Annotated in this window: 11 protein-coding genes; 7 read left to right on the plus strand and 4 right to left on the minus strand. The window is 67.5% G+C overall.

From position 1 onward, the window contains the following. The first annotated feature begins 2 nt into the window (after nucleotides 1–2). The 3 genes from FHX80_RS08845 to drmB are packed head-to-tail and all read left to right on the plus strand — an operon-like array spanning nucleotide 3 to nucleotide 7,018. Nucleotides 3–1,910 (plus strand): UvrD-helicase domain-containing protein, encoded by a 1,908-nt coding sequence (locus FHX80_RS08845; protein WP_425281701.1) that lies wholly within the window; start codon nucleotides 3–5, stop codon nucleotides 1,908–1,910. After that, nucleotides 1,907–5,149, plus strand: a complete 3,243-nt coding sequence (locus tag FHX80_RS08850; RefSeq protein ID WP_145763699.1) for a helicase-related protein — start codon at nucleotides 1,907–1,909, stop codon at nucleotides 5,147–5,149. The genes FHX80_RS08845 and FHX80_RS08850 overlap by 4 nt, the downstream gene beginning before the upstream one ends. Nucleotides 5,150–5,152: 3 nt before the next feature. Next, a complete protein-coding gene (drmB, locus tag FHX80_RS08855) occupies nucleotides 5,153–7,018 on the plus strand; it encodes a DUF1998 domain-containing protein (RefSeq protein WP_145763700.1) in 1,866 nt (621 codons plus the stop codon). Between the two features lie 17 nt (nucleotides 7,019–7,035). Here drmB and FHX80_RS08860 read toward each other — a convergent pair whose 3' ends face one another. Continuing rightward, entirely contained in the window at nucleotides 7,036–7,674 is a 639-nt protein-coding gene (locus tag FHX80_RS08860; RefSeq protein ID WP_341874010.1) for an ATP-binding protein, read from the minus strand. A 194-nt stretch (nucleotides 7,675–7,868) separates the two neighbouring features. Here FHX80_RS08860 and FHX80_RS08865 point away from each other — a divergent pair, with 194 nt between their 5' ends. Further along, on the plus strand, nucleotides 7,869–8,717 hold the full coding sequence (locus tag FHX80_RS08865) for a helix-turn-helix domain-containing protein (protein WP_244318176.1): 849 nt from the start codon (nucleotides 7,869–7,871) through the stop codon (nucleotides 8,715–8,717). Beyond that, entirely contained in the window at nucleotides 8,714–8,905 is a 192-nt protein-coding gene (locus FHX80_RS08870) for a DUF397 domain-containing protein (protein ID WP_145763701.1), read from the plus strand. Before FHX80_RS08865 ends, FHX80_RS08870 begins: the two co-directional genes overlap by 4 nt. Nucleotides 8,906–10,140: 1,235 nt before the next feature. Here FHX80_RS08870 and FHX80_RS08875 read toward each other — a convergent pair. Continuing rightward, the gene (locus FHX80_RS08875) at nucleotides 10,141–10,443 is read right to left on the minus strand and encodes a hypothetical protein (protein ID WP_145763702.1); all 303 of its coding nucleotides are present in this window, start codon (nucleotides 10,441–10,443) and stop codon (nucleotides 10,141–10,143) included. Between the two features lie 328 nt (nucleotides 10,444–10,771). Here FHX80_RS08875 and FHX80_RS08880 point away from each other — a divergent pair, with 328 nt between their 5' ends. After that, a complete protein-coding gene (locus tag FHX80_RS08880) occupies nucleotides 10,772–12,091 on the plus strand; it encodes a hypothetical protein (protein WP_145763703.1) in 1,320 nt (439 codons plus the stop codon). Between the two features lie 601 nt (nucleotides 12,092–12,692). On the opposite strand, the gene FHX80_RS08885 is transcribed toward FHX80_RS08880, so the two are convergent. Together FHX80_RS08885 and FHX80_RS08890 are read right to left on the minus strand one after the other, a co-directional pair. Then, the gene (locus FHX80_RS08885; RefSeq protein ID WP_145763704.1) at nucleotides 12,693–13,331 is read right to left on the minus strand and encodes a zinc ribbon domain-containing protein; all 639 of its coding nucleotides are present in this window, start codon (nucleotides 13,329–13,331) and stop codon (nucleotides 12,693–12,695) included. Nucleotides 13,332–13,433: 102 nt separating this feature from the next. Next, nucleotides 13,434–13,973, minus strand: a complete 540-nt coding sequence (locus FHX80_RS08890; protein ID WP_145763705.1) for a TetR/AcrR family transcriptional regulator — start codon at nucleotides 13,971–13,973, stop codon at nucleotides 13,434–13,436. A gap of 295 nt (nucleotides 13,974–14,268) precedes the next feature. Between FHX80_RS08890 and FHX80_RS08895 the strand changes: the two genes are divergently transcribed. Further along, complete coding sequence (locus FHX80_RS08895; protein ID WP_244318177.1) at nucleotides 14,269–15,969, plus strand: cellulase family glycosylhydrolase; 1,701 nt, start codon at nucleotides 14,269–14,271, stop codon at nucleotides 15,967–15,969. Nucleotides 15,970–16,097 lie beyond the last annotated feature (128 nt).

A 16,097-nucleotide genomic window follows, 5' to 3' on the forward strand; every position in this document is an offset into this window, starting at 1 on the left:
ACGTGCCCCCCGCCGACCACCGGCTCACAGCCCCGCAGCAGGCCGTGGTGGACCAGCCCTGGGACGCTCGAGTCCTGGTCACGGCCGGCGCCGGCGCCGGGAAAACGTACACCCTGGTGCGACGGCTCGACGTGTTGGTCGAACGCGAAGAGCTGGAGGCCGGGGAGATCCTGGTGCTCAGTTTCTCCCGCGCTGCCGTGCGTGAGCTCACCGATCGGATCGAGCGGCACGCCGCCGCCGCACAGCGCATCCGTGTCCAGACCTTCGACGGCTGGGCCTCTGCCCTGCTCCACCGCGCCTACCCGGATGTGGACTGGGGGACGTACACCTTCGACGGACGCATCGAAGCCGCCACCGAGGCGATCGACAAAGGGGCGGTCGAAGGCGGTGAGTACGTGCTGGCACATGTGGTGATCGATGAGGTCCAGGACCTCGTGGGCGTTCGTCGGGAGATGGTAGAGGCACTGCTCGACCGCTTCCAGGAGAACAGCGGGTTCACCGTGGTGGGTGACTCGGCTCAGGCCGTGTACGGGTTCCAGGTGTCCGATCCGGAACAGCGGGCCGAGGAGACCGACCGTTTCCTGGAGTGGGTGCGTGCCACGTTCGGCGAGGACCTCGTGGAGCTCCACCTCGGCGACAACTTCCGGGCCCGTAGTGAGGTGGCGCGGATGGCTCTGCCCTACGGCGCTCAGTTGCAGGGGCTGCCTCGCGATCGGGCCGCGGCCGCCGACGAGGCGGAGCGCATTCACGGTGACCTGCGCACGTTGCTGCTGTCGACGCCGAATTTCGGAAGCCTGGACGACGAGTTCGTGCTGGCTGCTCTGCGCGACTACCCCGACACCACTTCCGTGCTGTGTCGCGACAACGGTCAGGCCTTGACCCTGTCCGGCATCCTGGCCGCCGCCGACGTCCCTCATACACTGCAGCGTTCTGCCCGCGAGCGGTCCGCGCCTGTATGGATCGCCGAACTTCTTGCCTCGACAGGTTCGACCAATCTCACTCGGGAGCGCTTCGAGGAACTATTGGTCGACCTGGAAATACCGATCGGCTCCATGCCGGAAGCGCTGTGGCGGTCGGTACGCAAAGTGGCACGGGGGCGCGGCAGAGGAACCGTCGATGTCGTCGCGCTGCACCGAGCACTCGCCGAAGGCAGACTGCCCGACGAGCTCACTGCGGCCCAGCCGTCCTCTCTCGTGATATCGACCATGCACCGGGCCAAGGGCTTGGAGTTCGATCGGGTCCTCATCGTCGAACCACGCGTACTGAAGGAACCGACTCCGGTCCGGAAAAAGAAGCACGACTACGACCCGGCGGCGGAGGCCCGGCTGCTCTACGTGGCCATGACTCGGACCCGGGACGACCTCTACGTCCTGGACGCGCCCAACTCGTGGCTCGTCCGGAAGGACAAGAGGATCGACCGCTGGTACTTGGGCGGTCGCAGCACCTGGGCCCGTAACGGGATCGAACTGATCGGTTCGGACGTGTCCCACGAGCAGCCTCCGGGCACGGAGGGATTCCAACAGAACGCCGCGGAGCTCTGGCGTCACCTGCTGACCGATGTCGCCATCGGTACCGAGGCGGAGCTCGTCCTGCTGCACGGCATCCCTGTCGGCTCCGACCAGTCTCCCCCGTACGCGGTGGTGGTCGGAGGACGACAGGTGGCAGTGGTGTCCGAGCGCTTTCGGACCGACCTGCACAGATTGCTGCGCCGCACCTCCTACTCCGACGTCGACCGATGGCCACCGCTCATCACCGGCCTCAGGGTCGACTGTGTGGAGAGTGTGGCAGGCAGCCCCGCTGCCACCGAAGCCGCAGGACTGGGCACGCACGGCGTATGGGTCGCACCTCGGTTGTGCGGACTGGGACGCTTCCACTGGTACGCGGACGACGCCGAGGGGAACGAAGGATGAGCGAGTCGACTCACCAAGCGCATTACGAGGTGCGTGACTCGCTCCTCGAAGCCCTTCGCAAGGACCTGCTCGGCCCGGTGGGTGATGTGGACGAGGTGCTTACGGATGACGCGCCGATCACCATGTACCCGGTCGGTGTGCTCTTCCCGCGCTCACGCCCGGAACAGACCGACAACTTGTCCCGGCCCGAACAGGGCGAGCTGGAGTCGGAGCGGGACGGGCTCGACGCGGTACCGCTCAGCGTCCGTCGGGACGTGGAGGACGGGCCCGGCGATCTGGGCGTCTCCCTGGCGAACGTCCGTATGCCGTCGTCCATCGGTCTGACTTTTGCCGTGGACCCGACCGTGTCCAACCGGATTCAGCTGGCCGTTAGCGCCGCGGTCTACCTCCCCGAGGACTCCGAAGGGAAGACGCTGCCCCCAAAGCGGACCGAGGCACGGAGCACGAAGGTCCAACGGGAGCATTGGCGGCGCTCCGCCCTGCCGATCCAGCCTGTCTACGTGGACGTGACCCAGCCCGGTCTGCTCAATCCCTTCGTTCTTCACCCGGGTCTGGAACTGCGTGTGCTGGTCCGTCCCCGGTCCACGTCGCACGGGACGGTGACCGTGACGGCCACCGTCGTCAACAGCCTTGAAGTCGGCCGATTCGACCTACGCGACGCGCACTGCTTCTACCAGCCGGTGCTGACCGTCACGGCGGGAGATGGCACCAGCCCAATGTTCGTGGTGCGGCCGGCCACGCTGGGCGCGGTCGACTCGGAGCAGGCACTGAGCAGGCTCCTGCACCGCCACGTGCCGGGCTTCGCCATTGGCCACGGCTGCGCGGCGCATTGGGACTGGACGCCACCCCCAGTGGGTTCCGTTCCGATCGAACCTCCCAGGGTCACCGCCCTGCGGACTGAGTTCGTCCCCTCCCACGAGGTGTTGCTGACCGACTCCAACCCTGCGATCGACGACGAGCCACTGACCATGTATCGGTTGGGAACCGCCCCCATCCACGAGGTCGTGTCGGCGCTGCGCGCCCTGCTGGAAGGGTACGAGCGGTGGATCGAAACTCAGGAGGACCAAGCCCGTCTGCTGCGCGGCACCGAGGACAGCCAGGCTGCGACCGATCAGGTCCTGTTGTGCCGGCAAGCTCTGCGCCGGATGCGTGACGGCGTGGATCTACTGGAGGACGCCGAGCGACCGGACATCATGCGCGCGTTCCGGCTGGCGAACCTCGCGATGGCCGACCAGCGGGCACGTACCGTGTGGATCAAGGGAGGCAGGTCCGGCCGACCGGACGAGCATGCCGGGCGGTGGCGACCCTTCCAGCTTTCCTTCATCCTTCTCTGCCTGGCCGGAATCGTCGACCCGGACCACGAAGACCGAGAGGTCTCCGATCTGCTGTGGTTCCCCACAGGTGGTGGCAAGACGGAGGCGTACCTCGGACTGATCGCCTTCACCACCTTCTTCCGGCGGATGCGGGACGGGGTGGCCGGGGCGGGCGTCACTGTGCTCATGCGGTACACGCTCCGGCTGCTCACGCTCCAGCAGTTCGAGCGAGCTGCGGCACTGATCTGTGCCATGGACCTGCTCCGGGCCGCCGACCCGGCGAGGCTGGGACACGAGGAGATCTCCATCGGCATGTGGGTGGGCCGCTCGGCGACGCCCAACACGCTGGCGGTCGCCGAAGGCAAACTGGCTGATCTCGCGCGGAACGAGACTTTGCAGTTGCAGACGGAGAACCCGGTTCAACTACGCAACTGCCCATGGTGTGGTGAGCCGATGCGTCCCCGTGACTACGCGGTCGACAAGGATGCCGTACGCATGACGGTGAACTGCCCGTCAGATGTCTGCGACTTCCGCAGAGGGCTCCCGGTACACCTCGTCGACGAGGCCGTCTACGCCCATCGTCCGACCTTGGTCATCGCGACGGTCGACAAGTTCGCCTCGATGCCGTGGCGGCCCGCGTCGGCGGCTCTGTTCAACCGGGACCTCGACGGGGTCCGGCCGCCCGAACTCATCGTCCAGGACGAGCTCCACCTCATCTCGGGCCCGCTCGGCACGCTCACCGGCCTGTACGAGACGGCCGTGGATACCTTGGCCGAACGCCCCAAGGTCATCGCCTCGACCGCGACCATCCGACGTGCCGACGAGCAGGGCACCCGGCTGTTCGACCGTAAGGTGGAGCAATTCCCACCCGGCGGCCTCGACGCGAGGGATTCCTGGTTCGCCGTCGAGACGCCGCGCGAGCGCAAGGCAGCACGTTGCTACGTCGGCCTGCTGACCTCCAGCACCAGCCAGGCAACCTTGCTGATCCGGGTGTACGCGGCTCTACTGCATCGGGCGCAGACTGTTGACGCTCCGCCCGAGGTGAAGGACGCGTACTGGACCCTGGTCGGCTACTTCAACAGCTTGCGACTGCTATCGGCAGCAGAGCTCCAAGTCCTCGACGACGTCCAGGAACGGCTGGGCCACCTCGCGGCACGTGACGGCCTCAAGGCGCGCCGGGCGGATGCCCTCACCGAACTGAGCAGCCGAGCGAACGCCAGTGACATCTCCCGCCGGCTCAAGGACATCGAGCGGCGACTCCCGAGCCCCGAGGCGCTGGACGTGCTGCTCGCCACCAACATGATCTCCGTAGGGGTCGACGTCGACCGACTCGGGTTGATGGCCGTGATGGGGCAGCCGCAGACCACCGCCGAGTACATCCAGGCGACGAGCCGGGTCGGCCGGCAACACCCGGGCCTCGTCGCGGTTATGCTCAACTCCACCAGGTCGAGGGACCGTTCGCACTACGAGGACTTCCAGAACTTCCACTCCGCCCTGTACCGCGAGGTGGAGTCCACGAGCGTCACCCCGTTCTCCGCCCGGGCCCGTGATCGAGGTCTGCACTCTGTGGTGGTGGCCCTGGCCCGCTTGATGTTGCCTGCCGCACGGGCCAACGAAGCGGCAGCACATGTGGAGGACTTCCTTCCCGACCTCCGCAAGCAGGTCGGGAAGGCGCTGCTCGACCGGGTCTCGGCCGTCGAACCGGCCGAGCTCGAAGCCACCACCGCAGCCTTCGAGCAGTTCGTCGAGTGGTGGCGGAGCGAGGCGTACGAGCGCCCGAACCTTGTGTACGAGGCTCGACGCGGCTCTCACGGCGCCGCCCTGTTGGCCAACTACGACGACGAGTCGACCGACGCGTCGCCGTGGAAGACCCTGTGGAGTCTGCGAGACGTAGACGCCTCGTCCACCTTCTTCGAGGAGCGCTGAACCATGGCCCCCGTCCCGCCCCGCAGCCGTCGCCGCGGCCTCCCCGCGACGGCTGCACGTACCGCCCGCAAGCTCGGAGAGATCCGTCGCGCCCAGCTCATCACGACGTACGGGGTCGGAGCCATGATCGCGGTGGAGAACGAGTCCTTCCTCGTCCGCGGTATCGACTCGTGGGACATCTCCGAGGCGCCCTTCATCTCGGAGCCTCGCCTGGCCTGGCAGTTGGGTGTCGCCGGGTTCCGGATGCCTCCCGCTCCCGATACCGACTCGGCTCGGGACGGCGTACGGGCGGTGCGCTTCCCGGAGATGTACTCATGCCCGACCTGCCATCAGTTGCAGCCCTTCCGCAAGTTCAACTCCCCGCCAAAACGGGCCGAGTGCTCTACGTGCCAGGAGAGCTTGGTCCCGTCCCGCTTCGTGATGGCGTGCGCGCACGGCCATCTGGAGGACTTCCCTTACTGGAAGTGGGTCCACCGGGGCAACCGGACGGGTTCCGGGAGCTGTGGGGGCCAACTGACCTTCCAGGCCGACGGCTCGACCGCGTCCCTGCGTGCCGTGCACATCAGTTGCAGTTGCGGGGTGGAGAAAGTGTCCATGGAGGGGTCGTTCCGACGCCAGGCCCTCCGGGAGCTCGGCATCCGCTGCAGCGGTCGCCGCCCGTGGCTCAGGGACGCTCCGGTCGAGACCTGCCAGGAACCGCCACGCACGCTCCAACGCGGTTCCTCTTCCGTCTGGTTCCCGGTCATGTACTCGGCCCTCTCCATCCCGCCATGGAGCCAAGGCATAGCCAAGCTCGTAGCGCCGCTCTATGACCGGCTGAGGAAGGAGGATGCCGCCGCGATCAAGGCGTACGTACGCATCGAGAAACTGCTCCTCCACCACCCGAGATACACCGACGAAGACGTGGTGGCGGAAGTCGAACGAAGACGTGCGGCCGAGACTGCCGCTGCGGAACAGCTCGATGACGCGGAGGCCGCCAAGCGTGCAGGCGACTACCGGCTGAAGCTCTACGAGGGTGAGTATCAAAGCCTGTCCAAGCCTCACCCCGAGGATGCCTCGGAGGAACAGGAGTTCGTCTGCGAGCCCCCCATCACTCCGATCGACGACCTGCACTCGTCACACGGGCTGACCCAGGTCATGCTGGTCAAACGGCTGCGTGAGGTGCGGGTACTGCAGTCGTTCCGGCGTGTGGAGGAACCGAGTCCGGCGGACTCCCAACTGCGCCAGGCGGCGCTCTCGCTGAAGAAGCCGAGCTGGCTACCGGCCTTCGAAGTGAGCGGTGAGGGCGTATTCCTTCGCCTCGACCCAAAGCGGCTTCGGACCTGGGAGGAGCAACCGGACCAGGTTGCTCGCGCCACCCGGATACGCGAGAACCACGAGAGGCTGCTGTCAGCACGTGCGGGCGACTTGGACAAGCCGGTTCCTTCTTCTCCTGCCACCCCCCGCTTCCTCCTTCTGCATGCCTTGGCCCACATACTGATCAACGAGTGGAGCCTGGACGGCGGCTACCCAGCCGCGTCCCTGCGCGAGCGGCTCTACAGCGATGAAGACATGGCGGGCGTGCTGATCTACACGGCCACCAGCGACTCCGCCGGCAGCCTTGGCGGCGTTGTCGCGCAGGGTGAACCGGACCGTCTCGCAACCTCCCTCCGGGCTGCCCTACACAGGGCGAGTTGGTGCTCGAACGACCCCCTGTGCATGGAGTCGGAGGCGAGCGGCGCGGACAGCCTGAACGCGGCCGCCTGCCACGCCTGCCTGCTTCTCCCCGAGACGAGCTGCGAGAACAACAACATCCTGCTCGACCGCGCAGCCCTGGTCGGGACTCCGGAGACCCCGTCGATCGGGTTCTTCCACGAGGCGCTGAAGTAGCCTCGCCTTCATCGGACTCAGCCGCCCGCTACCTCGAAGCGCGTCTGGGCCCGGTCCAGCGCCTCGTCCACATCGCGGCCGTGGACGCTCAGCCAGTGGAGGAGGTCGGTGATCAAATCGATCGCCGCCTCCTCCAGGACCGCCACCCCCGCCGGCTCGCCCCCCGTGCCCGCGTAGAGCGTGAGGCATGCCTCGCCCTTGGCGATCCGCGGGCCGCCGATATGCCCGCCGGGCGTGACGAGCGAAGTGGCGAGATCGCACCAGACGAGCTTCGAGGACGCACCGAGGATCACGCCCCATCGGTCCGACACCGCGTCCAACAACGCCATCCCACGCCCCGACTCATCACCCGAGTCCGCGTGCACAAGCGTCGGAAGCGCACTCGCGTCCGGATCACGGAGTGCGACCCGGAGGTGAGTGCCGTTCATTCCGACCTCCAGGGTGCTCGGTGTGCCCTCGCCGACGTGCCTGATCACATTCGCCACGAGCTCGCTGACACAGAGCTCGGCAGCTTCCACCACGTCCGGTAGCCCCCACAACCGTAGATGCAGCCGCATGACGCGCCTCAGACCGGCGACTTCGGCCGGTTCTGCCAGGAATGGCAGCTCCCAGGATTTCCGCGTCATGCAGCCGTCGTTGCCGTTCACCACGGGCACCGCCTCTCTCCTCGGCGAGCCCCATCCTCTTCACCTGACGTGAACGGAGGTGACTCACAGTCGCTTCGCTTCCGAGAATGCCAACATCACGTCCCGATATGCAATGTGCACGGAGAGAATCCCTCCTTAGGGTGATTGGCGAAAGCGGCCGTTTCCGATGGGATGTAACTCCCGTTCCTGGAGAAGGTGTTGAAGTGGCCGGTTCCCCCACCGCACGTCGGCGACGTCTGGCGATCGAGCTGAAGAAGCTGCGAGAAGAAGGCGGCTTCACCTGCAATCAAGTCGGCAAGGAGCTCGATTGGAGCGGGTCCAAGGTCAACCGACTGGAGACGGGCCTCGGGCGCGTGCAACCGTCGGACATCGATGCGCTCTGCCGCTTCTACGGAACGTCCACCGAACTGCGTGACCTACTCAAGGCGTTCGCCAAGGAGTCGAAGACCAAGGGCTGGTGGCACGGCCATGGTGACGCGATTCCCGGTTGGTTCTCGGTCTACGTGGGCCTTGAGCAAGCAGCATCCGACCTGCGCAGTTACCAGGGCGAGTTCGTCCCCGGCCTGCTCCAGACATCGGAGTACGCGACCGCCCTGAGCAGGGCGTCCGCCGACCGGTCCGAAGACGAGATCCGGAGTCTCGTCGAGGTACGCATGCGCAGGCAGCAACTGCTTTCCACGGCACCCTCGCCAGACCTTTGGACGGTGGTCCACGAGAGCGCCCTCAGGCACGTCGTCGGCAGCCGGCCGATCATGGCCGCGCAGATCGAACGCATTCTGGACACGGCGGCGTTGCGAAACGTGACCGTTCAGGTCCTACCCTTCGACGCCGGCGCCTACCCTGCGACAGGCCCGTTCACCATCCTGGGATTCCCCGAGCAGGAGGACCCGGACGTCGTCTACCGGGAAGGGCTGACCGATTCGGTCTACCTGGAGAGTGCTGCGGATGTCAGCCTGTACACAAAGGCGTTCGACCACCTGAGGGCCTTGGCGCTCAGCCCTGACCGGTCGGCCTCGTTCATGCACGCGATCCTGAAGGAGCACTCCCGATGAACCGACCCTCCACCCTCCCCCGGTGGCGCAAGAGCAGCTACAGCAACGGGACGGGGGGCGAGTGCGTTGAGGTGGCCGATCTGGGGAGCGCCGTTGGCGTGCGGGACTCCAAGCGACTCGGCGGGACCCACATAGCTGTACGCTCCGCCGCTTGGACGCAGTTCGTGGCGTCCCTGCGACGTGCGTAGGGGCTCACCCTGCGCACGCACGCTCGCTCGCTCGTTCCGCTCTGGGCGACTCCGCGTTGGAAGAGGTTTGGGACGTTTCCCATGTCAGTGACCTGGTGATGCCGAGCCGGTAAGCGCCCAAACCTCTCCCCACTCGGCTGCGCAGCGATCTGCGTGGACTCCTTGAGTCTTGGTACGAGCGGAACCGCGCACCGGTGGGGTCGGGATCGCTCCGGGGCTGCGGCCGGAGCAGGTCCAGTGCGGGCGGCGTTGTCACCGCACGTCCGCGGCCGGTGAGGCCCAGCCGGCTTTCCAGCAGTCCGTCTTGAGCGAACGGTTACCCTCGCCGTCCGAGCCGGCCTCGGCCATGTCGTCGAACAAGCCGTCGGCAAGGGATCCCGCCAGGCCCCGGTCACACCCGCGTTCGGCGCGGCTCGCGTTCCTCGCGGCCTGCGGCACCCCACACACCGCACGCACCGCACGCCCCGCACGCACCGCCGAACGGCCCGTGGGCGGGGCCATTCACATCACGGGTTCGTTCCTGGCGGCGGGCTTCCCGACGGCGGCCGGCACGCGGGGGGGGATCGACAGCATGCACGCGGACCACATGACGCGTGACCCCTGTCGCCGTACGACCGCTCCCAGACAGCCCCGTTGTCGCGCCCGCCCTGCACGACACTGTTCGCCCCCAGAGCGCCGAAGCGTCAGAGCGCCGGAGAGACCGAAGCGTCATCACGAAATATCGAGAACAGTTACACAGGATCCCCACAATCATCTTAGGATCACACCCGTCCGGACCTCCGAGCGACTCACACCTCAGAGGCCGGCGTGCATCCACGGCGCCGCACGCGGACGCAAGGCGGCAGCAGTGATCGAGAACAAAAACCAGGAGGTGGCATGTCTCTTCGGGATGCGCCGAGGTACTCGATATCCAACGGCGCCCGGGGCGTGAAGGGCAGAGGCACGGCACGCCGGGCCGACGGAGCCCTGGTGGTTGGGCTCGTGGCCCTCTCCGTCAGCATCTCAGGGTGCTCCGGCGGGGACGAGGACACGGCTTCGGTTTCGGTCTCGGCGAGCGCATCGGCTTCGCCGTCCGTCACGGCTTCGGCCTCCCCCTCCGCCACAGTGTCGACATCCCCTCCCGCCACCGTCTCGTCGTCACCGACCGCGGCTCCCTCGAAGAAGCCCGTCGTCATGGCGACGGTGAGTACCTACGCCGGGTGGAACCTCCAGAAGGCCGTGGCAGACGCCCACAGTCACCACGTCAAGTCCGTTTCGTACGCCGACGCGAGCGAGCTGAAGCGTTCCGTGGTGCACACCTCCAACTGGAAGGTGTGCTCGCAGAACCTGTCCGCCGGTACCCACCGGACGACGGCCGCGCTCGCGTTCAAGATCGTGGAGGCGAACGAGTCGTGTGCGAACCCGCCGCGCTCCTCGTCCGGCGGTACGTCCACCAGCGGCGGGTCGTCCTCGTCCGGCGGCAGCAGCTCCAGCTCGGGTGGGAGTACGGCGACGGGCGGCAACTCCACCACGACGCAGGTCTGCAGCATCCGTTCCAACGCCGGGAATTGTTACCACGCCGGGCAGTTCTGCAGGAACGCCGATGTCGGGGCGCAAACCACTGACGCGGCCGGACGGAAGATCACGTGCAGCTATCAGGCCAGTGCGAACCGGTGGCATTACTGAGGTACCCGCGCGGTACGCCGGGGGATCTGCGTGATCAGCAGCGCACCCCGCTCCGAGCTGACCGCGGTCAGCATGCCATGTGGGGCTGACAGTTCCGGCTGGTCACCGCAGGCTCTGTTCATGAGAACGGGTTCTGGCTCACTTTCCGTGCGGCATGCACTCTGAGTGACGATTGTCAGTGGCAGGGGAGAGAGTGCCGGTATGACACTGCTGCCGATCACCGCGCCCGCGTCCCTGCTGGACGTCCACCATCTCGACCCCGAAGCCGGCGGATGGGGGTTCAGGGTCGATCACGCGGTGGCGACGGCGGCCGGCGACACATACGTGCTGACCGGCCTGCACCGCTACCGAGCGCATGCGGCCGGCTCGGCCGACCCCGCCGAGCAGGATTTCGGCTACCAGCTGATCACCCGCCACGGCTCGGACGGAAAGCCCACCGCCACCGCCGTGTTCGGACAGGCGGTGCCGGGCGGTGGCCCGTCGGCCATACCGGAGGGCGACGTGACGACTCTGGCCGTCCTCCCAGACGGCACGGTCGCCGTCAGCTCCAAGCCCGGCAGCACCCACCTCCTGTCCCCGGACCTGGACGAGGTCCTCGCCTCCTGGCCGATGTCATGGGGCTGGGAAAAGCAGCAAGGCCCCGGAGACGACCCGTTCGCCGCGTCGATCGCCGTCACCCCCGCGGGTCGGCTGCTGTGCATGACCTCCGAGTACGGACTCAGCAACTGGGCCGGCGCCCACCCCAACATCGTCGCCGTCTCCGAACCCGGCACAACCCTCGGCCCGGGCCGCAAGCCCGTGCTGCGCGCCATCACGACCTTGGACGCGCGCACCGACTGCCAGAGCGACGCCGACTCGTACGCCCACGTGCGGTATGGCGACGAGCCGGTGGGACGCGTCAACCGGCCATCGCCTTCGTTGACCGAGGCCCTGTCTGAGCTCACCGGGACCAGCGGCAGCCTCTACGGCTACGTCGACTCCAAGATGACCCGCCCGGCAGCGCTTGGCGATGACCTGTTCGTCGTCCCGGTCTTCGGGAAGACCTACCGTTCGACCAACCGGGGGCAGGAGTTCAGCTTCGCCCTCGTCGACGACGGCGGGGTGTTGCAGGGCCGACTGGGAGGCTTGCACCTGCGCGAGGACAGCCCGTTCACCGGCTTCGACTTCACTGTGGTTGCCGACCCGTACCGCGCCCGTGCCTTCCATCTCAACCGCTACGGCCTGTACGCGTGGAGCGCCGACGGGGTGCTGCGCGCCCGGATGCCCACTGCGGAGAAGTCCTTCAAGCCCCTTGTCCACTTCGCCTTGCTGGAGTGCACACCCGCAGGGGAGCTGCTCCTCGCACACCGCAAGCAGCACCTTCTGCTGCGGGTGCCGGTGCCGCAGGACCTGGACGACCTGGCGGTGGCGGTGGAGGCCGCGCTGAAGGGCTACGGGCGTGAGCGCGCCGCGCTGAAGAAGCAGTACGCGCCCGTGAACTGGCTCTGGTCGGACAGCGCGGCCACCGTGAACCATCTCTGACGATGCACCATCTCGATTGCCGTGCGTGCGTGCGCGTCGTACCGGGTGCGGTGAGGCTGGTAGTGCCGCACGTGGAAGCCAAGTCCGTCCAGCGAACCCTTCGCTCCCAGGGCCGGCAACCGGTCCAAGGGCTCGACTACAACCGTCACTCAGCGTGCAGGCTTCACGGAATGTGAGCCAGAACCTGAGAACGGGTTCTGGCTCAGTTTCTGTTTGCACCGTGAGTCGCAAACAGAAACTGAGCCAGAACCGAGAGCGGACAGCAGATGTGCGCCGCTTCGGGAGGCGGAATGGTCTGCGACTGTTCGGTTCGGGGAGCATTGGGCGAGCGGATCAGGCTCGGAAAGAACGGCGGCCCGTTGGTGGTGCGCCTCCAGGTGATCTCGCCGTGGACGTCATCGGCGATGATCTCGCCCCTGCGGCCCCTCCCGGGGAGGTACCAGGCGCTCTGCCCCGGGTCCTGGGGCTGAGCTCTCTGGGTCGACTGCGTCGGGCGGTATCGGGCGGGGCGGGATACGGATCGCGATAACTGCCGGACCCACCGGCCGGCAGACAGGCAAGCAGGCCCCGGCCGCCCGGTGGACCACGAGGGCAGGGACCCTCAGCCCAGTCCGTTCCCGCAGCCGCAACAGAACCTGGACGCAGCCGGGTTGACGGTGGAGCAGGAGCCGCACGTCTTCTCCTGCCGCAGCGAGGAACCGCACTCGCCGCAGAAGCTCCCGCCGAGCGCCTGTGCCCCGCAGGACGGGCACCGAGGCTGCGCCTGCTGACCGACGTTGAGGCCCTGCGTGAGGTTCGTGGACTGGAGCTGGTCAGCGATCTGACGCCGCCGGGCCTCGGCCTGGAGCTGGGCGATCTCCTCCGTGGCGATGGGGGAGCAGCGGGCGCACTGGCCGACCTGACCGTTCCAGCAGATCTCTCCGCAGACCCAGTCGCCGCACCCTCGGCACTGGTTGAAGCGGTTGGCTATCTCGTTGACGGCGGTGCGCATCGCCTTGTCCTTGGCGGCGGAGTTCGTACCGCGGTCCAGCAACCGGTCGGCGGCGTTGCTGATGTTGGAGAGCGACCCACCGAAGAGACTGCTCACACCACGCACGAGGTTCTGGCCGGTTTCGCGGAGGTCACGCTCGAAGGCGGAGCGGTAGCCGTTGCCGCAGCGCTCGCAGTGGAACTCGAACTGGTAGCCCTGCGTGTTGGAGAGGTCGCGGATGTTGTCGGTGAACGGAACGGCTTCAGACACGTCTTGTTCCCATTTCTACTTCTACTCTCTGTCTCGATCATCGGGTCGATCCGGCGTCGGCCTCGACGTCGAGCCGGCGTCGGCGTCGTAACGGGCCGCTGGTCAGGAGCCGAGAACCAGCCCCGTGAGCGGTTCGAAGCCGTGGCGGGCGGCGTAGTGGGGACCTTCCATGAGCAGCAGCGTGTTGATCAGCATCCCGCGGCCCATGAATCCGGCGATCTCCGGTTCCGTCGCACCCGAGGAAGCCAGGAGCCGGTGGATCTCGCCGAACAGGCGTCGCGATTCCTCCCCGATCACCGGCTCGCCGGCGGCCGCGGAGAACGCGTGCGCGAAGACGAGCACGGCGGGCCGCTGTCGCAGGACGAGTTCACGGTAGGCCGATCCGATGCGGGACGGGTCGAACCCCCCGTCCGCGAGGCAGGTGCTGAAGGCACGCAGGACCTTCTCGCCCGAGAACTGGTGGGTCAGTACGAAGAGATTCCGCTTCGAACGGAACGCCTGCATCACGTAAGGCTGCGACACCCCCATCTCAGCAGCCACTTCGGCCGTCGAGGTCCCGAAGTAACCACGCCTCGCGAACGCGCGCTCCGCTGCCGCGAGGAGCTCGTCCGAGCGCGCCGGCAACCGCGTCGCGCCTCTCACGCCGTCACCTACCCTGCGTCTTCAATTCGTCGAAATATTATCAGCCAATAAGCGCGAGTGTCCTGTCCCATAAGTCACCGGATCGGACTTCGCGATCCCCGCCCGGCCGCCCCCGACGGCGCGACACCGCAGAAGCCGCCGACCGGTTGACGGCCACCGCAAACCCTGCCCGCTCTCTTGACGCGCCCCTGACTCGATGGCTTCATGGGAGCGCGCAAATATGGGAGCGCTCCCATGAAGCCATGAACCGTCTGTCGATGCTCAGCTCTTGATCCGTCCACCCCCTGGAGCCGCAGTGAGAACAGCAATAGGCACGGCAAAGAACCCAGCGCTCAAGACTCCCTTCACCGTCCTTCTGACCGTCCTGGCCACCCTCCTCGGGTTACTCGCCCTCGGCACCCTCACCCCGGCGCGGGCCGCCACCGCCACACCCGCCACCTCCGCCTCCGCCTCCGCCTCCGCCGCCACCGGCCTCCACATCAGCAACGGCCGGCTGCTCGAAGGCAACGGGAACGACTTCGTCATGCGCGGGGTCAACCACGCCCACACCTGGTACCCGAGCCAGACGAAGTCGCTCGCCGACATCAAGGCGACCGGCGCCAACACCGTCCGCGTCGTCCTCTCCGACGGCTACCGCTGGAGCAAGAACAGCCCGGAGGACGTCGCCGCCGTCATCGCCCAGTGCAAGGCCAACCGGCTCATCTGCGTACTGGAGGTGCACGACACCACCGGGTACGGAGAGGACTCCGCCGCCGGCACGCTCGATCACGCCGCCGACTACTGGATCAGCCTGAAGAGCGTCCTCGCCGGCCAGGAGAACTACGTCGTCATCAACATCGGCAACGAGCCCTGGGGCAACACCAATCCGGCCGGCTGGACCGCGCCCACCACCGCCGCGATCAAGAAGCTGCGCGCCGCCGGGTTCGCGCACACGATCATGGTGGACGCGCCCAACTGGGGTCAGGACTGGCAGGGCGTCATGCGGGACAACGCGCAGGCCGTCTACAACGCCGACTCCACGGGCAACCTGATCTTCTCGATCCACATGTACAGCGTCTTCAACACCGCCGCGAAGGTCACCGACTACCTGAACGCCTTCGTGAGCGCCCGACTGCCCCTGGTCATCGGTGAGTTCGGCGGTCCCGCCGATCAGTACGGCGATCCGGACGAGGACACCATGATGGCCAGCGCCGAGCGGCTCAAGCTCGGGTACATCGCCTGGTCCTGGAGCGGCAACACCGACCCGATCCTCGACCTGACGATCGGCTTCGACCCCACCCACCTCAGCTCCTGGGGTGAGCGCATCTTCCACGGCGCCAACGGCATCGCCCAGACCTCCCGCGAGGCCACCGTCTACGGCGGCACCGCGGCCGACACCCAGGCCCCGACCACCCCCGGCACCCCCACCGCCTCCGCCGTGACGGGCACCTCCGTCACCCTCCGCTGGACCGCCTCCACCGACAACGTCGCCGTCACCGGCTACGACGTCGTGCGCCTCAGTGCCGGCACCGAGACCGCTGTCGCCTCCTCCACCACCAACACCGTCTCCGTCACCGGTCTCAGCGCCAGTACCGCGTACACCTTCGCCGTCTACGCGCGCGACGCGGCCGGGAACCGTTCGGCGCGCTCGGCCACGGTGAGCGTCACCACGGCCAAGGGCGGCACGACACCCGGTGTCGGCTGCTCCGTCGGGTACCACGTCGTCGGCGAGTGGCCGGGCGGCTTCCAGGGCGAGATCACCATCCGCAACACCGGCACCACGGCCATCAACGGCTGGACGCTGGGCTTCGCCTTCGCCAACGGCCAGACCGTCACCAACATGTGGGGCGGAACCCCCACCCAGACCGGCGGTTCGGTGAGCGTCGTCCCCGCCTCGTACACCTCCACGATCGCCGCCAACGGCTCGGTCACCGTCGGGTTCACCGGCAACCAGAGCGGTACGAACGCCGCGCCGACCGCGTTCACGCTCAGCGGCGCCGGCTGCACCGTCGCCTGACGCGGCCGCCCCACGCCGCACCGCAGCGCCGACCGGCAGGGCCGCCGCCCAGCCAGCGCCCCTCGCCGGTCGGCGTTCGTACTCGCACCTGCATGCGCCCGTGCGTATATCCCGGTGTCTTCCCGGCG

It is taken from the genome of Streptomyces brevispora (assembly GCF_007829885.1).
Classification (GTDB): domain Bacteria; phylum Actinomycetota; class Actinomycetes; order Streptomycetales; family Streptomycetaceae; genus Streptomyces; species Streptomyces brevispora.